This is a genomic window from Yoonia vestfoldensis (assembly GCF_002158905.1).
Classification (GTDB): Bacteria; Pseudomonadota; Alphaproteobacteria; order Rhodobacterales; family Rhodobacteraceae; genus Yoonia; species Yoonia vestfoldensis_B.
Genome location: NZ_CP021431.1, coordinates 2,173,311 through 2,191,866, shown reverse-complemented (window position 1 = coordinate 2,191,866; position 18,556 = coordinate 2,173,311). Strand labels below are relative to the sequence as shown.

The following is an 18,556-nucleotide window of genomic DNA, read 5'->3' as shown; positions in this document are numbered from 1 at the left end:
AGTATTTTTGGAAAAAAGAAGCCGGGGGCCCGTGATGCGGAAAAGCGTGATGATGGCGGTCTTGTTGGCGGGCTGCGCGGTGCAGCCGGGCGAGCCGCGCGGCGGGTTGTTCGAGGTCTACCGCGACCTGTCGGTGCCTTTGTCATCCAAGGCCGTTTTCGCGCCTGAGCGTTTCTTGGGTCTTTGGTACGAGGTGGCGCGCTATCCGGTGCCTTTCGAGGCGGGCTGCGTCGGGGTGACGGCGGAATATGCGGCCTTGCCGGATGGCCGGATTGCGCTGCGCAATACCTGCCGCAATCGCGATGGCAGTATCCGCGCGGCGATTGCGGGCACGGCCGAGATCACCGGGCCGGGCCGGTTGCAGGTGCGCTTTGCAGCGGTGCCTTTCGCGGCGGCGGATCTTTGGGTGCTTTGGGCGGATGAGGATTACCGCACAATCGTGCTGGGCGCGCCGGATGGAAGGGCGGGCTGGATCTTGAACCGTGATCCGGTGATCCCTGCCGACCGGCTGGCCGCGGCGCGCCGGATTCTGGCCTTCAACGGCTATGATCTGGACCGTCTGATGCGGGTTCCGCCTGTCCCGCAAGGCTGATCAGCGCATCGAAATGCGCGGCCAGCTCGCGTTGGCCGAGCGTGCCGCTGCGCACCAGCAGGTCGAAATGCCTTGTGATCGCCGTGACCCGTTCGGTGTCGCGAAAGGCGATGTAATTGCGCCCCAGATAGATCACTGCCAGAAGCGGCCCAAAGACCGTGACCGGGGCGGAATAGACCGCGCGTTTGTCAAACAGATGCAGGCGTAGCGCGGGGTAAAGCTGGTCATGCAGGTCGCGGAACCGGCGCAGCTGGTCCTGCCGGATGCTGACGGGCAGGCCGCTGTAATAGCCTTGGCCGCGCGCGAAACTGTCGAGTTCCGACAAAGGCAGCGCGATTTCATAATCCGATTTCGCGCCCCGCATCCAGTTGAGCCGGTCCGCACTGGCCCCGATTGCCTGGTCGATCGTCTTGCCCACGGCGGGCGCATATTCCCAGCGCAGCATCGCGGTGGTTTTCAGCATATCGGGTAGGCCCGATGGCACATGGCGGATCTTGTAGCCCGCCGCCTCTTGGTGCCAGGCGAAGATCTGGTCATCGACCATGGCGCGGGATGCCTCGGGCATGGAAATGGCCGCGGCCACCAGATCGGCGGCCTGTTCGGGGAAATCCGACAGCCCCAGCAGCCAATCCGCGCTGACGCCAAGAGCGGCCGAGCATTCCGCGACAAGCTGGGCATTGGGCAGCCGCGCGCCCTGGTCTTTCAAGAGCTGCGACAGGGTCGAGCGGTCAACGCCGGTCCGGCGCGCCAGGGCGGCCTGGGTCATGCCGGTGCGGTCCATGGCGCTGATCAGCCGGTCGCGGAATTGGCGGGCGCGGGTGCGTTTGTCGATTTTATGCATCATTGGTGATTTATATCACGATATCTGATTTTTGTGAACCAGTCACGACATTCCCGGCCAGCTTGGCGTGACCTAGAATATGCTTATGAAAATCAAAGCATTATTCCGCGTCGAATGGCCCACCCTTGGCCTGATCCTTGGGTCTTATGCCCTCTGGGGGGCCGCACTTTGGCTGGTGCCGCTGCCGCTGGGGGTGATCGTGGCGGGGATTGTGATCGCGCTGCATGCCTCTTTGCAGCATGAGGCGATCCATGGCCATCCGTTCAAGGTGCAATGGTTGAACGATCTGCTGGTCTGGCCGCCGCTGACGCTGGTCATTCCTTACAGCCGCTTTGCCACGACGCATCGCGCGCATCATCATGATGCGGTGATCACCGACCCTTATGATGATCCCGAAAGCAATTATCTTGATCCCGCTATCTGGGACCGGTTGCCCGCTGCGGTGCAGGTCGTACTGGGGTGGAACAACAGGCTGGCGGGGCGGCTGGTGCTGGGGCCGCTGGTCGGCAGTATCAGTTTCCTGATCACCGAGGCCCGGCTGGGCACGGCCGAGATCCGGCGTGCCTGGGCGCTGCATCTGCCGGTGATGGCGGCGGTGCTGGGGCTGGTGGCCCTGTCACCAATGCCTTTCTGGGCCTATCTGCTGGCCGCCTATCTGGGGCTGTCGCTGCTGAAACTGCGCACGTTCCTGGAACATCAGGCCCATGTCCGCGCCAGTGGCCGCAGCGTGATTATCGAGGATCGCGGGCCGCTGGCGTTTCTGTTTCTGAACAACAACCTGCATGTCGTGCATCACATGCATCCGCATCTGCCCTGGTATGCGCTGCCTGCGGTTTACCGCGCGCGCAAGGCCCATTACCTGCGCCGCAATGGCGGCTATCTGTTCCGGTCCTACGGCCAGATTTTCCGGCAATATCTGTGGCGCGCCAAGGATCCGGTGCCGCATCCTTTGTGGCCGCGTTAAAGCGGGGATCGCCCGCCCAGGCGGCTGACCAGATGGGCCTCGTCGTCATTGCGGAAAAACGGCACATCGGGCAGATCGCCGCCGCGCGCGATATAGCCGACCAATTCGGCCAGCACGACCTGCGTGATGAAGGGCAGATCAAAGCTGCGCGCCTGATCAAGCGCCACCCATTGCAGATTGGCCAGCTCATCCTCGGCGCGGGTGAAATCATCGGGATCGGTGACCAGGGCTGTGGCATCGGCCAGAAAGAACCGCGCATCGAAGCGGCGTGGCGCACCGACCGGCGTGACCGCGCGAAAGAAGAATTGCAGCGCCGCCGCATTGGGCCGGTGGCCGGTGGCGGCGAAACCGCGCCAGCCTTGGGGTGGGTCGGGCCAGGGGGCGGGGGCGCCCAGCATCTGGCCGGTTTCTTCCCATAATTCGCGGATCGCGGCGGCGGCGAGGCAATCGGGGGCAAGGCTGCTGTCGGCCTGCAATCTTGCCTGGTCGCGCGGTGCGAGGTCGGGCAGGGGGATGCAGCTGTCATTGGGGTCAACCGCCCCGCCCGGAAACACGAATTTGCCCGGCATAAAGGCCATTGACGCGCCGCGTTGTCCCATCAGGACGGCAGGGCGGGTTTCTGCGTCGCGCAGCACGATGATCGTGGCGGCGTCACGCAAAGCTGTCATCTGTGATGGCCGAACCCATGCATCCGGCGCGACCACTGGATGGAGACGATCAGCCCTTTCATCGGCGGCAGCAGGGCCAATGACAAGGCCACGGCACCGACCGACAAGACCGTGGCCATCACCCAAGGATCGGGCCGCCAGACAACCCACATAAAATGGATCGCAAAGCCGATGATATGCGCGACCAGAAGGATCACCAGATAGGCCGGGCCGTCATCGGCGCGGTGATGATGCAAGGCCTCGCCGCATTGCGGGCAGGTGTCGGCCACATGCAGATAGCGGTCAAACAGCTTGCCTTCGCCGCAATTGGGACAGCGGCTGCGCAATCCGTGCAGGATCGCGGCTTTGGTGGGGCGCTCGGCGTTCTGGCTGGATATATCGGTCATCAGACCCTCCTGTGCTTGGGGATTACATGGCCTTTCGCGGAGCAAAAGAAAAGGCCCTGTCCCCGGTCTGTCCCCAGTCTGACCCAGTCTGGCCAAGGTTGGGGCGGGCAAAGTGAAAAACCTGCCACCGCCAGCGACGGAAAAAGCGCGCCCGCGCGTTTCAGTCATGTCAGCGGCACAAGGCCGCTTCAACCGAAAGGACAAAAGATGACAAAAGGATGGATCACCGCCGGGCTGGTCGCAATGCTGGCCCTAAGCGCTGGGGTCGCTGTGGCGCAGGGGCATCGGGGCGGGCCGGATTTCGCCACGATGGATCGCGATGGCGACGGTGCCGTGACGCTGGCCGAATTCACCGCCTATGCGCAGGACCATGCCGCCAACCGCGCCGAGCGGATGTTCAGCCGGGTGGATGCCGATGGCGACGGCATGGTGACGCAGGCCGAGATCGCCGCCGCGCGCGAGATGCATGGCGGGCGTCATGGCAAACAGGCGCGTGACTGAACCAGCGCTGCGTGGCAGGCCGCAGGCCTGTCGCCGATTGTCACGGGGGGCGGATGCCGCTAGCACGACCACAGATGACGGCGGTATCCGACCCTTGCGCGCAGGCCTCGGACGAGGATCTGTTGCTGGCCCATGCCAGCGGCGATCTGCGTGCGGCCGGGGTGCTGACGCAGCGTCTGTTGCCGCGTGTGCTGGCGCAGGCGCTGCGGATGCTGGCCAATCGCGCCGAGGCCGAGGATGTGGCGCAGGATGCCATGCTGCGGCTGTGGCGGATCGCCCCCGACTGGCGGGCGGGCGAGGCGCAGGTCACGACCTGGCTTTACCGCGTGACTGCCAACCTGTGCACCGACCGGCTGCGCAAAAGACGGCATCTGGCGATGGACGCGGTCGCCGAGCCTTTGGACGACGCGCCCTCTGTCGTGGCACAGATGCAAAGCCGCGCAAGGTTGCAGGCCCTGTCAGAGGCTTTGGCGCAATTGCCCGAGCGGCAGGCCCAAGCGGTCGCCCTGCGCCATCTCGAAGGGTTGTCCAACCCCCAGATCGCGCAGATCATGGACATCAGCGTGGCCTCGGTCGAAAGTCTGACAGCCCGCGGCAAACGCGCGCTTTCCGCAATCATGGCGGGGCGCAAGGCAGAATTGGGGTATGACGATGACGAACCCGCCTGACGATATGCTGGACGATCTGTTCGCGCAGGCCCGCCAGCTGGCGCCTGTCCCTGACGCAGCCCTGACCGCGCGGGTGCTGGCCGATGCGGCACGCCCGGTGCCGGTTGCGGTGGCGCGCCCGCCCCAATCTTTCTGGGCGCAGCTGGGGGCGATGCTGGGGGGCTGGCCTGCCTTGGGCGGGCTTGCCACGGCGACGATTGCGGGCATCTGGATCGGGATCGCCTCGCCCTCTGTGGTTGCCGATTACGCAGCGGCCCTGCTGGGCGAGCCGGTCAGTCTGGGGCTGTCACCCGAGGAATTCTTGCTTGCAGGAGAGTTTGCCGATGGCTGATCATGGGAAAACACGACCCTCCCGGCTTTGGCGGGGGGTGCTGGTGGTGTCGCTGGCGCTGAACCTTGCGGTGGTGGGGGTTGTTGGCGGGGCGATGGTTGCCGGCCGGTTTGGCGATCATCCATCGCCGCGCATCGATTTCGGCGTTGGCCCGCTTGCACGCGCCTTGCCCGATGACGAACGGCGCGCCATCGGGCGGGCCTTGCGGCAGGACAGCAGCCTGCGCGGCCATGATTTCCGCGGCCAGATGGCGGCGGTCGCGGCGGCGCTGCGCGCTGATCCCTATGATCCGGCGGTCACCGAGGCGCTGATCGCGCAACAGGCCGAACGGTTGTCGCGGGTGCAGGCGCAGGCACGGATGGCGGTGCTGGACCGGATTGCCGCGATGTCGCCCGAGCGCAGGCACGCCTTTGCCGACAGGCTGGACAAGGACCGGCGCCGCTAGCGCGATCAGGCGGCGTTCAGATCCATCGCCACGCAATCGCGCCCGGCAGATTTCGCACGGTAAAGCGCGGCATCGGCCAGATCGCAGATGCGATGCGTATCGGGCTGATCCTGCCCCGCTTCGCCGCTAAGCGCCACGCCCACCGAGATCGTCACCGCGATCGGGTCATGCGGTGCGCCCAGATCGAACGGGGTCTGGCTGACCAGCCGTCGCAGCCGGTCGGCCGCCCCCTGCGCCTGTTTGGCGGTGGTGCGCGGCATCGCGATCAGGAATTCCTCGCCGCCGATGCGGGCGACCAGATCGACCGCGCGCAGATTGTCGCGCAGGCGTGCGGCAAGCGCGATCAGCACCCGGTCACCCGCCGGATGGCCATAGGTGTCATTGATCGCCTTGAAATGGTCGATATCGATCATCATCACCGCCAGCGCGCTGCCTGCTGTGGTCGATTGTTCGGACATGCGCGCAAGGTGGTGATCGACATAGCGGCGGTTCAGCAGGCCGGTCAGCGGATCGGTCACCGCCGCCTGCAACCCGTCCAGCACGTTGCGGCGCAGCGCATCATGCAATTGCTTGCGGCGCACCAGCGCCTTGGCGCGCAGGATCATTTCTTGGGGCAGGGCATTCTGCATCACCACATCATCCGCGCCCAGATCAAGAAACATCGCTGCCGCCTCGGGATGGCCATCGGGGACCATCACCAATAACGACGCCAGCCGGGTATCGACCCGTGACCGCAGGTCGGACACCAGCCCGAACAGGGCCACCGCATCGCCGCGCGGGGCGGTGGCGGGAATGATCAGCAGATCGGGGCAATCCATCTCGTCATTATGGCGCAGCACGGCGGATGCGGTCTGCACCACCACGCAATCGCCCAGCCCCGCATTCAGGGCGCAGATCAGCTCTGGCATGGGTGCGGCCTCTGGCGTGATGACGGTGATCCGCCCGGTGCTGGCAAAGCTGGCCCTGTCGTCGCAAAACCCCAGCGCGCGGCTGGTGCTGTCGCGCAAAAGCAATTCCTCGGTCACAGAGCGGGCGCGCAACAGGCTGCGGATTCGCGCCAGCAACAGCGCATCATTGATCGGGCGCGCCAAGACGTCATCGGCGCCGGCATCAAGTGCCGCAAACCGCGCGCGCGATGTATCGGCCGTACCAACCGCGATGATCGCGATGGTGCTGGTGTCGGGATCCGCCTTTAGCGCGGTGCAGAATCCATGCCGGTCCTCGGCCGGGTCGGACAGGTTCACAAGGATCAGATCAGGGCGCTGTTTGGCAATCAGCGCCCTGGCCTCGGCGCTGGAAGCGCAGGCCTCGACCGCGAATTGGGCGGCCAGCATCTTGACGCGCAGCACGATCCTGTTGGTCGGTACTGCATCGACGATTAATATCCGTCCCGACATTTCTGCATCCTTGTGATGGAAACAACAGCATTTCTTGGCGACACTTTCCGCTTTATTAGTTAAGAAACTCTTTCGAAACGCATTGAGGTAAGACATGGGACCGGATCAGGCGCAGGTGATTGCATTGCAGGCTTTGGGCTGGATGGCCGGCCAAGAGGATATCTGCACCACCTTTCTGGGGGCCAGCGGTGCCTCGGTCGATGATTTGCGCGACCGCGCGGCAGAGCCTGCATTTCAGGCCGCCGTGCTGGATTTCCTCACGATGGATGACAATTGGGTGATCGGATTCTGCGAGGCGCAGGGGCTGGCCTATGACATGCCTTTGCGCGCGCGCTATGCCTTGCCGGGGGCCGAACAGGTGCATTGGACCTGACCTTGACAGCGGCGGCGCGCTCGGGTCGGGTGCGGGCCAGAGCGTAAAGGAAAACACCGTGATTGCAGGCATCATTTTTGACAAGGACGGCACCTTGTTCGATTTCAACGCCACCTGGGGGGCCTGGACCCGCGCCATGCTGCGGGCCGAGGCGGGCGATGACCCGATCCTCTGCGCCAGATTGGCGGCCGCATTGGGCTATGACATGGAAAAAGCGCGTTTCCATCCGGGCAGTATCGTCATCGCATCAACCGTCGAGGATGTCGCCGATGCGATCATCGCCGTGCTGCCCGGTGATCTGGACAAACCCGCGCTGATCGGGCGGATGAATGCCGGATCGGCCCAGGTCGCCCAGGTCGAGGCAGTGCCGCTGCGCGCCTATACAGCGGGCCTGCGCCAATCGGGGCTGACCCTTGGGCTGGTGACGAATGATGCCGAAGCCCCCGCGCTGCGCCATCTGGACAAGGCCGGCATCCGCGCCGATTTCGCCTTTGTCGCGGGATATGACAGCGGCTTTGGGGCCAAGCCCGCGCCGGGGCAATTGACCGCCTTTTGCCGCGCGACAGCGCTGCCGCCCGAGGCCTGTATCATGGTCGGCGACAGCACCCATGATCTGCATGCAGGCCGCGCGGCGGGGATGATGACCATCGGCGTGCTGACCGGCCCCGCCCCGCGCGAGGAACTGGCCCCGCAGGCCGATATCGTCTTTGACACGATCGCGGAAATTCCCGCCTGGTTGCGCCGCGAAAAGCTGATCAGCGCCTGAATGCGGCACCCTGCGGGATGCGGCGATCAAGAAAGAACCCGTTGATTTATTGGCGCGCCGCAAGGTCCAAGGCGGCGCGACCAGTGATGTCTGGCGCTCTTTACGCGCCCCCGAGGCAGCTGGCGAAATCATCGGCCAGGCGGCGCAGCAGCGCGTCATAAAGCGCCGGTCCGCTGTCAAGCCCAAGACCGACACCGTCGATCTGGGCGGTGCGCGCCGGGGTGCCTTCGATCACGACATTGGCCCAGCGGTCGCCGATCTCGGCATCGCTGAACACGCAGACGATATTGCTATCGGCCATCTGGTCACGCAGGCTGGCAACCTGTGCGGGGCCGGGATTGCGCGCGTCGATGCCGGAAATCGCACCGGCGGCGGTCAGGCCGTAACGGGTCTCGAAATATTGATAGCCGTCATGCGGCAGGATATAGGCCAGCCCGGCAAAGGGCGCCAATTGCGCCGCCAGATCAGCATCGAGCGCGGCCAGCCGGTCAATCGCGGCCTGCGCATTGGCGCTATAGGTCGCGGCATTGGCAGGGTCAGCGGTGCCAAGCTGGTCGGCAATCGCCGCCAGCCAGACCTGCGCGACGCTGGGATCAAGCCAGGCATGCGGATCGAAATCACCGTGGTCGTGGTCATGGCCATGTGCGTGATCGTCATGCCCGTGATCATCGTGCCCGTGGTCGTCATGACCGTGGTCATCGTGGCCATGATCGTCATGCCCGTGGTCGTCGTGCCCATGATCATCATGACCGTGATCGTCATGCCCGTGGTCGTCGTGGCCATGATCGTCATGCCCATGATCATCATGACCGTGATCGTCGTGATCATCCTCGGCAGCGGACAGGGTGAAGGTCTGGATATCGCGGATCGGCAGGCTGTCCCATCCGGCAAGCGCGAGCAATGGGGTTTGGGTGGCGTTCGGGGCCAGCGTGTCGATCAGATCTGTCAGCCAGGGCGTCAGGCTGGGACCGGTCCAGAACAGCAGATCGGCCGCGCCCAATTTGGCCGCATCGCTGGGGCGCAGCGCGAAATCATGCGGGTCGGCACCGGGCGGCAGCAAGACTTCGGGCGTGCCCAGATCGCCCATGACCTGCGCGGTCAGGCTGTGGATCGGTGCGAAATCGGTCATCACCCGGGGCACCTCGGCAAGGGCTGCGGTGGGCGCAAGCGCGCAAAGCGACAGTAAACGAATCATGGCATGGTCCTTGTGGTGATTTCGGTCTGATGCTATATTTGATATGTTATATCATAACAAGGTGCGCAATGTCCCAAGACCCGATGGCCTTTGCCCGGCATGATCACGACAGCTGTATCAGCGCTGCCCTTGCGGCGGCCGATAGCGCCTGTGTGGATCGCAAGGCGCGCATGACACCCGTGCGCCGGCGGGTGCTGGAAATCCTGCTTGAAAGCCATAGCGCGCTTGGGGCCTATGATGTGCTGGCGCGGCTTGATGCCGAAGGCCTGGGGTCCAAGCCACCCGTCGCCTATCGCGCGCTGTCGTTTCTGGTCGAACAGGGCTTTGCCCACCGGATCGAGCGGTTGAATGCCTTTATCGCCTGTGCGCATCCCGGTGTGACCCATGATGCGGCCTTCATGATCTGCCGCAAATGCGGCACGGTGGCCGAGGCGCAGGCCAGTTCGCGCAGCCTGAATCAGGCGGCTGCCGCCAATGGATTCCAGCTTGAACAGACCGTGATCGAGGCCGAAGGCATCTGCCCCGCCTGCCAGCAGACAGCCGCCGCATGCGCCTGATCGATGCGCGCCACATCGACTTTGGCCATGGCGGCCAAAGGGTTTTGCAAAATGTCAGCATGTCGCTTGACGAAGGCGAGATCGTAACCATCGTCGGCCCGAACGGATCGGGCAAATCCACATTGCTGCGGCTGCTGATCGGCGCGCTGAAGCCGCAAAAGGGCAGTGTCACCCGCGCATCCGGCCTGCGGATCGGCTATGTGCCGCAGAAACTGCATATTGATCCGACGCTGCCGATCACCGTGACGCGGTTTCTGAACCTGCCCAAACCGGTGCCCGCCAAAGCCGCGGCCGAGGCTTTGCGCACCGCAGGTGTGGCCGGATTGGGCGGCCAGCAGATGTCGCAATTATCGGGCGGGCAATTCCAGCGCGTCTTGCTGGCCCGCGCGATCCTGTCTGATCCGCATGTGCTGATGCTTGACGAGGCCACCCAGGGGCTGGACCAACCCGGATCGGCGGCTTTCTATCGCCAGATCGCCGCGGTGCGCCAGGATCTGGGCTGCGCTGTGCTGATGGTCAGCCATGAATTGCATGTGGTGATGAGCGCCTCTGACAGGGTGATCTGCCTGAACGGCCATATCTGCTGCGAAGGCACGCCCGAAGTCGTGACCGCAGCGCCTGCTTATCGCGAATTGTTCGGCACGGGCACCGGGGGGGCGCTGGCGCTTTACCGGCATGAACATGATCATGATCACGGCCATCATCACCACGAGGCGGCGGAATAATGCTGGATGATTTTCTGCTGCGCGCGGCGCTGGCCGCCGTGGGTACGGCTGTTGCGGCGGGGCTTTTGGGCTGTTTCGTGGTCTGGCGGCGGATGGCCTATTTTGGCGATGCGACCGCCCATGCCGCCGTGCTGGGCGTGGCGCTGGCGCTGTTATTCGGCACGTCGATCACGCTGGGTGTCGGTGTTGTCGCCTTGTGCATGGCGGTGCTGATCCATGCCTTGAGCGGGCAGGGCGTTGCGGTGGATACGATCTTGGGCGTGCTGGCGCATGGCGCGCTGGCGCTGGGGCTGGTCGCGGTGACGCTGGTGCCGGGGCAGCGCATTGATCTGGACGCCTATCTGTTTGGTGATGTGCTGAGCGTGACGCGCAGCGATCTGGCGGTGATCTGGGGCGGCGGTGCGCTGCTGGTCGGGGTGTTGTGGTGGCATTGGTCCGCGATGCTGACCGCGACGCTGAACCCCGATCTGGCCCATGCGGCGGGGATCAATCCGCGCCGTCAGCAATTGATCCTGACGGTGCTGGTGGCCGCTGTGGTTGCGGTTGCGATCAAGGTCGTGGGCGCGCTGTTGATCACTGCGCTATTGATCATCCCTGCGGCAAGCGCGCGCAGTTTCGCCAGCACGCCCGAACGGATGGCGTTTTTCGCCATGGCGATCGGGGCTTTGTCCGCCTTGGGCGGGTTGCGGCTGGCCTTGCATTTCGACACCCAGGTCGGCCCGTCGATCATTTGCGTGGCCGTGTTGATCTTTGCTGTCAGTATGCTGGGCCGGTATGTGCCGCGTCTATCGACCTAATTGGTCTTTGGCGGGGGCGGTGCCGAAGGACTTTGATGCCTCCGGCGGGGATATTTACGCTCGGAAGATGATGTCAGAGGTCAAGCCAGATCGTCACCGGCCCGTCATTGACCAGTGACACCGCCATATCCGCGCCGAATGATCCGGTGGCGGTCGCGATGCCCAAGGCAGTGATATCCGCGATGAATTGCTCGTAAAGCGCGCGGCCCTGATCGGGGCTGGCGGCGGCGGAAAAGCCGGGGCGATTGCCGCGTGATGTATCGGCGGCCAAGGTGAACTGGCTGACGATCAGCGCGGCGCCGCCCGTGTCCAGCAGGCTGCGGTTCATCTTGCCGGTGTCATCCTTGAAGATCCGCAGTTTGGCGATCTTGGCGGCCAATGCTGCGGATGTTTCGGCTGTATCACCCGCCATCGCACAGACAAGGATCAAAAGGCCCGGTCCGATCTGTCCGATCACTGTGCCATCCACGCTGACGCTGGCGCTGCTGACGCGTTGGACCAGCGCTCTCATAGCTCGGCGGCCCAGGGCGGGTTGGCGCCTGCGCGGCTGACGGTGATGGCCGCGACCTTTGCGCCAAAGGCGGTGGCCGTGGTCAGCGCATGGTGATCTGCCGCGGCAAGGGCGGATTTCGTCAGCAGGCCCTGCGCGTCCAGATTGGCCAGAAATCCCGCGCTGAACGTATCGCCCGCGCCCACGGTATCGACGACATGCGCCTTGACGGCAGGCACGTCGCATTGCCCCGCTGCGGTCACGAGGGTCACGCCATCGGCACCGCGTGTCAGCAGCACGACCGCGGCACCGGTCGCCTTGCGCAGGGCCGCAGCGTCGGTGTCGCCGGTGATCCATGCCAGATCCTCGTCCGAGATCTTGATGATATCGGCCAGCGCCAGCATCCGGTCCAGCCGCGCGCGATAGCCCGCCTCATCCTTGATGAAACCGGGGCGGATATTGGGGTCGATCATCGTGACCGCGCGCGCCGCCTCGCGCTGCATCAGCGCCTCATAGGCGGCGGCACAGGGGGCGACGACCAGAGAGATACCGCCGAAAAACAGCGCATCCGCCTGTGTGGCGGGCAGATCGGCCGGCGTCAGCATCCGGCCTGCGGTGTTTTCATCGTAGAACGCATAGGACGCATGGCCCTGCGTCAGCGTCACGAAAGCCAGCGTCGTGGGCCGGTCGCTGATCGCGGCGGGGCTGGCATCCACGCCCGAGGCGTGCAGCTGGTCGCGCAGGATCGTGCCGAAGAGATCCGAGGACAGGCCCGAAAAGAACTGCACCGGCGCGCCCAGCCGCCCGAGTGCGATGGCCGTATTGAACACCGCGCCACCGGCATGGGGGGCGAAACATGGCTCGCCTGCGGCGGTTTCGCGCGGCAGCATGTCGATCAGGGCTTCACCACAACACAGGATCATCGCATCTCTTTCAATCTATTGACTGTTAGCGATAACAAATCCCGCGCCGACTGCCAAGATCAGACCGATGATCACCGCAAAGGCGATCTTCCACACCGCATAGGGCCGTTCGCCCTGCACCCGTCCTGTGCGCCCGTTGACCACGCATTGATAGCTTTGCCCGCGATAATGATAGGCGGCCAGCCAGACCGGCAGCAGGATATGTTTGAAGGTTACATCGCTGATCTGGGTGTCGATCTGCCCGATCCTTTGGTCATCGCCGCCGATGTCATATTTCACATCGCGCGCGATCATCCGGTCCATATAGGCGCGGGCTTCGGTGAAACCGTCCTCTAATGCGATCTGGTACCCTTCGGCGCGGAAACCGGCCAGGTAATCGGGCTTATAGGGTTCCAAGGCGCTGAGGTCCCAGGGTTCCAGCCCGTCGGTATGCCCCTTGGGCAAGGACCGCGAGGCCAGCACCAGCACATCGTCGAAAAACCGCGCGACCTGACCGGATACGGACCGCCAGCGGGTGCGGCGGGTACGGATCTGTGTGGCCTTGCCGTTGCGCATCACGGTCTGCGTGACATAGTAATGCGTGCCGCGCTGGCCGCTATAGCGGCTGGCGGTCTGCGCATCGAAGGTCCAATAGGGCACATAGATCCCGTCCATCCGCCGCCCCTTGCGTGCATAATCGCGCAGCCCGTTTGGCGCGAACCACAGGCTGCCCAACCATTCCTGCATCGCGTGATGTGCGGTCGGTTCATCCAGCGCGAAGGGCAGCAGCCCGGCTGGTTTGATATGCCGGTGGGTGCCGGTGTCGCTGACCACGGGGCTGGCGCAAAAGGGGCATTGCGCCGCATGTATGTCGGGGTCGCAGGCGAATTGCGCGCCGCAAGCGTTGCAGGCGATGATGCGGGTGATCTCGATCTCGGCCTCAGGCAGGCGGCGGGCAATGGCGCGCTGGAAATCCAGTTCCTTGATGCCGCCGCCGCTGGCCCCGGTTTGCGGCATGGCTTGGGTCGTGCCGCAATGCTGGCAGACCAGCTGGTTGGATGGCGGATCGAACCGCATATGCGCGCCGCAGGCATCGCAGGGAAAGCGGTGATCGACGGGCGCGCTGGGGGCGGTCTGGGTCATAAGATCTTATGCATGAAACGCGGCAGCATCATCCGCAGGGCATTGTCGTAAAGCACATTATGCCGCCAGAAATGAAACAAGCCGTGAAACGTGCCCAGCATCAACAGCACCAGCAGGCTGTTCCATGCCGCATCAAGGCTGGCATAGCCCAGCAGCGCCGCCGCATTGATCGCCACGCTGGCGGCCATCACCGCGTAAAGCCCCCGGTGCATCCAGGGATAGGCTTTGCGCAAAGCGCCTTGCAGCTTGGGGCCGGGTTTGCCCAGCATGCCCTTGGCCGCTGTCATGGCCAGCCAGATCACCCCCGCGCCGACAAAGGCCCAGCGCAGGATTTCATTGGCCGTGCCGCCCTTGACCATGGCCAAAAGCATCATGACCATCGACCAATGCAGCAAGATTGTCAGGCGCCGCCGTATCATATGCCGCCTCATGTGCCGGGCGGCGGCGGTGGCATGATGGTGAAAAGCTGCGCCAATTCGGTCACATCCTCGGCCGCCATCCAGCCATCCTGGCCTTGGGTCCAGACCATGCTGGTGCGGGTCAGCGTGCCGTCGGTTACTTTGCGGCCCATCGCGGCCTTGGAGAACGGGCCAGATACCTGACCCGCTTCGGCGATATGCCAGACATGTTCGACGGGCGGTGGCGGCGGGGCAGCGGGTGTTGTCAGCGGCCCCCAAGGCCCATTCTGCGGATTGGCCATCTGCATGCCCAGACCGGCCCCCATGCCCATCCCCATCGCCTGGCCTGCGGCAGAGTTTTCGCTGGCCATCGCCTCGGCGGCTTTCCATTTCAGATGGTCGTCGAGATTGCCCGCGATCCCGCGCGAGGTGCGCGCATCCAGCGCCTTTTCCACGGCGGGGGGCAGGCTGATATTCTCGATATACAATTCCGGCAGGGACAGGCCGTATTTCTTGATCGTGGGGGCGATGGCGGTGGCGACCAGCTGGCCCAGATCGGCGGTATTGGCCGCCATATCAAGCGCCGGAATACCCGATGCCGCCAGCGCGCGGCTGAATTCCTGCACGATGATATTGCGGATCTGATAGCTGATTTCATCCATGGTGAATGCGCCATCCGTGCCGACGATTTCGCGCAGGAACAGGGCCGGATCGGCGACCCGCACGCTATAGGTGCCAAAGGCGCGCAGGCGGGTCGGGCCGAATTCGGGATCACGCAGCATGATCGGGTTCTTGGTGCCCCATTTGAGGTTGGAAAACCGCGTCGTGTTGACGAAATAGATTTCCGATTTGAACGGGCTTTTGAAGCCGTGATCCCAATGTTGCAGGCTGGTCATCACCGGCATGTTATTGGTTTCCAGCATGTAAAGGCCGGGGGTGAACACATCGGCCAGCTGGCCTTCATGCACGAAAACGGCGGCCTGGCCTTCGCGGACGGTCAGTTTGGCGCCATATTTGATTTCATGCCCGTGACGTTCGAACCGCCAGACCATCGTGTCGCGGGTGGTGTCGGTCCAATGGATGACATCGATGAACTGGCCGGACAGAAAGTCGAAAATGGACATGGGCGGTTTTCCTTGTGATGAGCGCGTCAGCTGGCCCCTGCGGCGGTCAGCTCGCGCGCGATTTCGGCGGCGATCGGGGCGGCGGTGGCGGGGGGCATGCCGGCGGCAAGGCGGGGGTCGTAAAGGATGCGCAGCAGCAATTCATCATGCCGCGTCAGCAGCGCGAATTCCTCGCTGTCATTAAAGATCGACGGGCGCGCGGCATCGCTGTCATTTGCCAGCCCCATGCCCTGGGCCAGTTCCTCGTGGATACAGGCGGCGCGGATCAGGCTGGGATGTTCGGCGCGGATCAGCACGATGGCCTGCGCATAGCTGGACTGGCCGGGCGCGAAGACCGCCGCCACAAGGCATAATTGGTCACGCGACAACGTGACGATGCCGCGCAATGTCGCGCTGGAGATCTCGGGCACCAGATCGCGGATCTGGCTGGCGGCATTGCGGCGGTCATCCTCGTCCAGAAACAGGATGTGGAAATTGGGATTATCATCGCTTTGGCGGATCGGCACGCCGGTCAGCCGCGACAGCCGCGCGGCAAAGGCGGCCACGCTGCTGCGGTCCTGATCGCGCTGGGCCAGCGGCACAGTATCGCTGAACACGACATGCATGCGGATCGGCTGTTCCCACCGGCGCAGGGTGGTCGCACCTTGCTGGCGGACCGAAAAATCGCTGCTGTCGGCATATTCGGTGGCAAGCGCGATCTGCGCGAAATTCCGTGCCAGCATCGTGTCGGTAAAGGGCGTGTCCGCGCCGCCGCCATCGCTGCGCAACAGGTTCTGGGTCAGCATCTGGGTCTGCAAATTGGCGTAATGGACCATCAAGGCGCGGCTGGTCGGGCTGGGGTCGCGCAGCACGGGCTGGTCCGGTTCGGCAATGTCCGCGCTGGGGGGCGGCGTTGCGACCTGCGACGCAGGCATAGCCCCGCAGCCGGCCAGAAAGGCCGCGCAGATGGCAAAGGCCATGACATGCGGGGGCGCGATCATACCGGCCTAGGCGCGACCGGCGGCATTGCCGATGCTGTCGCCGCCGGACTTGCGCGCGCGCGCGGCCGATAAGGTCTGTTTCAGCTCTTCTTCCATCTTCTGCATCTCGATCTCGGCTGCGGCGCGCTTGCGCTTGCCTTCATCGGCGATTTCGAGGCTTTCATTGATCGTGGCGACCAGCTGCGCATTGGCCTCTTTGACCGCGTTGATGTCGAACACGCCGCGTTCGATTTCGGTGCGGATCATCTTATTGGCGTCGCGCAGGTTCTGGGCATTGGCGGTCAGCAATTCATTGGTCAGATCATTGGCCGCGCGCACGGCCTTTGCCGCCTCGCTGGACCGCTGGATCGTCACCGCCTGCGCCAGCTGGGTTTCCCACAAAGGCACCGTGTTGACCAAGGTCGAATTGATCTTGGTCACCAGGGATTTGTCGTTTTCCTGCACCAGCCGGATCGAGGGCAGCGATTGCATCGTCACCTGACGGGTCAGTTTCAGATCATGCACACGGCGGTCCAGATCATCGCGGGCAGAGCGCAGATCGCGCAATTCCTGCGCCTGCATCATCGCCGCATCCTCGGGGGCGGCTTGGGCTTCGGCCTCTTTGGCGGGGATGGTCGTGGCGTCCAGCTCTGCCAGCTTTGCCTCGCCGGCGGCGATGTAAAGCCCCAGTTCGGTGTAAAATTGCAAGGTCTTGTCATACAGCATATCGAGGCTTTCGATATCCTTGAGCAGCACATGTTCATGGCGCAAAAGATCATCGGTGATCTTGTCGATCTGGCCTTGGACCTCTTCGAAACGGGCGGTGAATTTGGCGATCGGGGCGGCGCGGCCGATCAGCTTTTCCCACCAGCTGCGGTCGCGGCGCATGTCAAGCTCGGACACTGCAAAGCCCCGGATCGTCGTGACCATATTGCGCAGGCTGTCACCGGCGGGGCCGACATCCTTGTTGCGCACCCCCGCCAGCATGGTCTGGCTGATCGCTTGCAAGTCGGTCTGGGCAGAGGCGCCAAAAGAGACGATGGAATTGGTATCGCCGATATTGATCTGGGCCATGCGGCGGGTGATTTCCGCCTTGGTCGGCGCATCGGCGCTGTCCAGCACCACCAGATCACGCGATGGATCGGCCAGGACCACGGCTGTTACTTTCTCGATCTCGGCCACAGCCTGGGCCGCCTTTGCACGGGTCGTCTCGGACATCACTCGTTCCCTTTCGTTTTCAGGCTGACGCCCTCTCGCTGCAAACGGTCGCGCAGCACATTGATCTCAATATCCATATCAGCATGGTCATCCACCAGCATCTTTTCGGTGCGGGCGGCAAAGTTCTGCGCAAGATCGGACAAAAGCGCCTGATATTTGCGGCGTGCGGCTTCATCGGGACCGCGGCGGGTGATCTCGACGAATTTGACCGTCGCATCGCGCGCGCCCATCAGATAGATTCCCAGAAACCGGCGGGCCGCGCTCAGATCGCGCGGGTCCGCCTCGACGGTGGCGATCATGCGGCGCGCGATCTGCTGGAACCCGGCGACCTGCGCGATCAGCGCGCGGTCATTCAGGCTGGCGATGGCGGCGGCCATCTGGGTCAGATGCGCCTCTGCCTCATCGACCACCCGCGCGACGCGGTCCTGTTGAAACCGGTCCAGCCCCGCGTGGTTTTTGTCACGCAAAGGATCGATCCCGAAAGCCGCGACATGCAGCGCCAGCGCGGCCAGCCCATAAAGCGCCGCGCCGGTGAGATCGCTATCGCCGGTCAAAGCGGCAATCGCCACGCCAAGACCAGTCAGCGCCGAGGCCAGCATCTTGCGGGGCAGGGCCGGACGGCGCGCGACCTGACGCGCGTCATAGGCCGCCTCGGCGCGCAGCCCGTCTTGCAAAAGCCAGGCCGCCAGCGTCAAAATGCCCGCCCCGGCAAGTGCCGTGACCAGCACCCCCGGCCCCGCACCCAAAGAGGTCAGGACCAGCACGATGGCCGGGATATAAAGCAGACGCCCGCGCGATCCGGCCGCCTTGATCCGCTGCGGATTGACCGCTGCGGCGCGCGGGTGGGAACCGGCCCCCTCGGGGCTGAACTTGCCACCAAACCGCCGCGCCATCAGGCAGCGCCCAGCCAGCCGCTTGTCACGCCCAGCATCAGCATGATCAAGACGATGTAACTTATCCGGCGAAAAGGCGGGGGCATCGGGTCTGGCTCCTTGTCTGCGCGATCCCCTGCCAGCACGCGCACAGCCCCCAGCACAGCCAGAAAGCCCAGCGCCAGCACGGCGACAAAGCTTAGCAGCAGGATCAGACGCAGCATGGGAAAGGCACTCCTGTCAT

At 64.2% G+C, this 18,556-nt stretch carries 25 protein-coding genes; 11 read left to right on the top strand and 14 right to left on the bottom strand.

Annotated elements, in window-relative coordinates:
- The first annotated feature begins 34 nt into the window (after nt 1-34).
- Nucleotides 35-592 (top strand): lipocalin family protein, encoded by a 558-nt coding sequence (locus tag LOKVESSMR4R_RS10890; RefSeq protein ID WP_237331961.1) that lies wholly within the window; start codon nt 35-37, stop codon nt 590-592.
- Here the strand turns inward: LOKVESSMR4R_RS10890 and LOKVESSMR4R_RS10885 are convergent.
- Nucleotides 537-1,436, bottom strand: a complete 900-nt coding sequence (locus LOKVESSMR4R_RS10885) for a helix-turn-helix domain-containing protein (RefSeq protein WP_087208322.1) — start codon at nt 1,434-1,436, stop codon at nt 537-539. The genes LOKVESSMR4R_RS10890 and LOKVESSMR4R_RS10885 overlap by 56 nt on opposite strands.
- A gap of 82 nt (nt 1,437-1,518) precedes the next feature.
- On the opposite strand from LOKVESSMR4R_RS10885, the gene LOKVESSMR4R_RS10880 reads away from it, so the two are divergent.
- Nucleotides 1,519-2,397, top strand: coding sequence for a fatty acid desaturase (locus tag LOKVESSMR4R_RS10880; protein ID WP_087208320.1), 879 nt, complete (start codon nt 1,519-1,521; stop codon nt 2,395-2,397).
- Here the strand turns inward: LOKVESSMR4R_RS10880 and LOKVESSMR4R_RS10875 are convergent.
- Together LOKVESSMR4R_RS10875 and LOKVESSMR4R_RS10870 are read right to left on the bottom strand one after the other, a co-directional pair.
- Complete coding sequence (locus LOKVESSMR4R_RS10875; RefSeq protein ID WP_087208318.1) at nt 2,394-3,065, bottom strand: NUDIX hydrolase; 672 nt, start codon at nt 3,063-3,065, stop codon at nt 2,394-2,396. The two genes, LOKVESSMR4R_RS10880 and LOKVESSMR4R_RS10875, sit on opposite strands and share 4 nt — an antisense overlap.
- A complete protein-coding gene (locus LOKVESSMR4R_RS10870) occupies nt 3,062-3,451 on the bottom strand; it encodes a DUF983 domain-containing protein (protein ID WP_087208316.1) in 390 nt (129 codons plus the stop codon). The genes LOKVESSMR4R_RS10875 and LOKVESSMR4R_RS10870 overlap by 4 nt, the downstream gene beginning before the upstream one ends.
- A 207-nt stretch (nt 3,452-3,658) precedes the next feature.
- Between LOKVESSMR4R_RS10870 and LOKVESSMR4R_RS10865 the strand changes: the two genes are divergently transcribed.
- From LOKVESSMR4R_RS10865 to LOKVESSMR4R_RS10850, 4 genes are all read left to right on the top strand, one after another.
- Complete coding sequence (locus LOKVESSMR4R_RS10865) at nt 3,659-3,952, top strand: EF-hand domain-containing protein (protein ID WP_087213061.1); 294 nt, start codon at nt 3,659-3,661, stop codon at nt 3,950-3,952.
- Nucleotides 3,953-4,026: 74 nt separating this feature from the next.
- Nucleotides 4,027-4,620 (top strand): RNA polymerase sigma factor, encoded by a 594-nt coding sequence (locus LOKVESSMR4R_RS10860; protein WP_087208314.1) that lies wholly within the window; start codon nt 4,027-4,029, stop codon nt 4,618-4,620.
- On the top strand, nt 4,598-4,951 hold the full coding sequence (locus LOKVESSMR4R_RS10855) for a hypothetical protein (protein ID WP_087208312.1): 354 nt from the start codon (nt 4,598-4,600) through the stop codon (nt 4,949-4,951). The genes LOKVESSMR4R_RS10860 and LOKVESSMR4R_RS10855 overlap by 23 nt, the downstream gene beginning before the upstream one ends.
- On the top strand, nt 4,944-5,396 hold the full coding sequence (locus LOKVESSMR4R_RS10850) for a periplasmic heavy metal sensor (RefSeq protein WP_087208310.1): 453 nt from the start codon (nt 4,944-4,946) through the stop codon (nt 5,394-5,396). Before LOKVESSMR4R_RS10855 ends, LOKVESSMR4R_RS10850 begins: the two co-directional genes overlap by 8 nt.
- Nucleotides 5,397-5,401: 5 nt before the next feature.
- On the opposite strand, the gene LOKVESSMR4R_RS10845 is transcribed toward LOKVESSMR4R_RS10850, so the two are convergent.
- A complete protein-coding gene (locus LOKVESSMR4R_RS10845; protein ID WP_087208309.1) occupies nt 5,402-6,793 on the bottom strand; it encodes a diguanylate cyclase domain-containing protein in 1,392 nt (463 codons plus the stop codon).
- 94 nt (nt 6,794-6,887) lie between these two features.
- On the opposite strand from LOKVESSMR4R_RS10845, the gene LOKVESSMR4R_RS10840 reads away from it, so the two are divergent.
- Both LOKVESSMR4R_RS10840 and LOKVESSMR4R_RS10835 read left to right on the top strand, forming a co-directional pair.
- Nucleotides 6,888-7,166 (top strand): DUF3572 domain-containing protein, encoded by a 279-nt coding sequence (locus tag LOKVESSMR4R_RS10840; RefSeq protein ID WP_087208307.1) that lies wholly within the window; start codon nt 6,888-6,890, stop codon nt 7,164-7,166.
- Between the two features lie 58 nt (nt 7,167-7,224).
- Nucleotides 7,225-7,932, top strand: a complete 708-nt coding sequence (locus tag LOKVESSMR4R_RS10835) for an HAD family hydrolase (protein WP_237331766.1) — start codon at nt 7,225-7,227, stop codon at nt 7,930-7,932.
- A gap of 100 nt (nt 7,933-8,032) precedes the next feature.
- Here the strand turns inward: LOKVESSMR4R_RS10835 and LOKVESSMR4R_RS10830 are convergent, their stop codons facing one another.
- On the bottom strand, nt 8,033-9,127 hold the full coding sequence (locus LOKVESSMR4R_RS10830; protein ID WP_087208302.1) for a zinc ABC transporter substrate-binding protein: 1,095 nt from the start codon (nt 9,125-9,127) through the stop codon (nt 8,033-8,035).
- 68 nt (nt 9,128-9,195) lie between these two features.
- Here LOKVESSMR4R_RS10830 and LOKVESSMR4R_RS10825 point away from each other — a divergent pair, with 68 nt between their 5' ends.
- Genes LOKVESSMR4R_RS10825 through LOKVESSMR4R_RS10815 form a run of 3 tightly spaced genes read left to right on the top strand, consistent with a single transcriptional unit; the run spans nt 9,196 to nt 11,206 of the window.
- Entirely contained in the window at nt 9,196-9,684 is a 489-nt protein-coding gene (locus tag LOKVESSMR4R_RS10825; protein ID WP_087208300.1) for a transcriptional repressor, read from the top strand.
- A complete protein-coding gene (locus LOKVESSMR4R_RS10820) occupies nt 9,675-10,409 on the top strand; it encodes a metal ABC transporter ATP-binding protein (protein ID WP_087208298.1) in 735 nt (244 codons plus the stop codon). The genes LOKVESSMR4R_RS10825 and LOKVESSMR4R_RS10820 overlap by 10 nt, the downstream gene beginning before the upstream one ends.
- A complete protein-coding gene (locus tag LOKVESSMR4R_RS10815) occupies nt 10,409-11,206 on the top strand; it encodes an iron chelate uptake ABC transporter family permease subunit (protein WP_087208296.1) in 798 nt (265 codons plus the stop codon). The genes LOKVESSMR4R_RS10820 and LOKVESSMR4R_RS10815 overlap by 1 nt, the downstream gene beginning before the upstream one ends.
- Nucleotides 11,207-11,279: 73 nt before the next feature.
- Here LOKVESSMR4R_RS10815 and dtd read toward each other — a convergent pair whose 3' ends face one another.
- The 9 genes from dtd to LOKVESSMR4R_RS10770 are packed head-to-tail and all read right to left on the bottom strand — an operon-like array spanning nt 11,280 to nt 18,536.
- Entirely contained in the window at nt 11,280-11,717 is a 438-nt protein-coding gene (gene dtd / locus LOKVESSMR4R_RS10810) for a D-aminoacyl-tRNA deacylase (RefSeq protein WP_087208294.1), read from the bottom strand.
- The gene (locus tag LOKVESSMR4R_RS10805) at nt 11,714-12,619 is read right to left on the bottom strand and encodes a carbohydrate kinase family protein (protein WP_087208292.1); all 906 of its coding nucleotides are present in this window, start codon (nt 12,617-12,619) and stop codon (nt 11,714-11,716) included. Before LOKVESSMR4R_RS10805 ends, dtd begins: the two co-directional genes overlap by 4 nt.
- Nucleotides 12,620-12,634: 15 nt before the next feature.
- On the bottom strand, nt 12,635-13,741 hold the full coding sequence (locus tag LOKVESSMR4R_RS10800) for a primosomal protein N' (replication factor Y) - superfamily II helicase (protein ID WP_087208290.1): 1,107 nt from the start codon (nt 13,739-13,741) through the stop codon (nt 12,635-12,637).
- Entirely contained in the window at nt 13,738-14,160 is a 423-nt protein-coding gene (locus LOKVESSMR4R_RS10795; protein WP_087213058.1) for a hypothetical protein, read from the bottom strand. The genes LOKVESSMR4R_RS10800 and LOKVESSMR4R_RS10795 overlap by 4 nt, the downstream gene beginning before the upstream one ends.
- A gap of 8 nt (nt 14,161-14,168) precedes the next feature.
- On the bottom strand, nt 14,169-15,263 hold the full coding sequence (locus tag LOKVESSMR4R_RS10790; RefSeq protein WP_087208287.1) for an SPFH domain-containing protein: 1,095 nt from the start codon (nt 15,261-15,263) through the stop codon (nt 14,169-14,171).
- 26 nt (nt 15,264-15,289) lie between these two features.
- Nucleotides 15,290-16,243 (bottom strand): DUF2927 domain-containing protein, encoded by a 954-nt coding sequence (locus LOKVESSMR4R_RS10785; RefSeq protein WP_087208285.1) that lies wholly within the window; start codon nt 16,241-16,243, stop codon nt 15,290-15,292.
- Nucleotides 16,244-16,249: 6 nt separating this feature from the next.
- Nucleotides 16,250-17,440, bottom strand: a complete 1,191-nt coding sequence (locus tag LOKVESSMR4R_RS10780; protein WP_087208283.1) for a toxic anion resistance protein — start codon at nt 17,438-17,440, stop codon at nt 16,250-16,252.
- Nucleotides 17,440-18,333 carry a 5-bromo-4-chloroindolyl phosphate hydrolysis family protein gene (locus LOKVESSMR4R_RS10775; protein ID WP_087208280.1) on the bottom strand — a complete coding sequence of 298 codons (894 nt, stop codon included), beginning with the start codon at nt 18,331-18,333 and terminating at the stop codon, nt 17,440-17,442. The genes LOKVESSMR4R_RS10780 and LOKVESSMR4R_RS10775 overlap by 1 nt, the downstream gene beginning before the upstream one ends.
- Nucleotides 18,333-18,536: a hypothetical protein gene (locus tag LOKVESSMR4R_RS10770; protein ID WP_087208278.1), complete on the bottom strand. Its 204-nt coding sequence runs from the start codon at nt 18,534-18,536 to the stop codon at nt 18,333-18,335. Before LOKVESSMR4R_RS10770 ends, LOKVESSMR4R_RS10775 begins: the two co-directional genes overlap by 1 nt.
- Nucleotides 18,537-18,556: the final 20 nt, after the last annotated feature.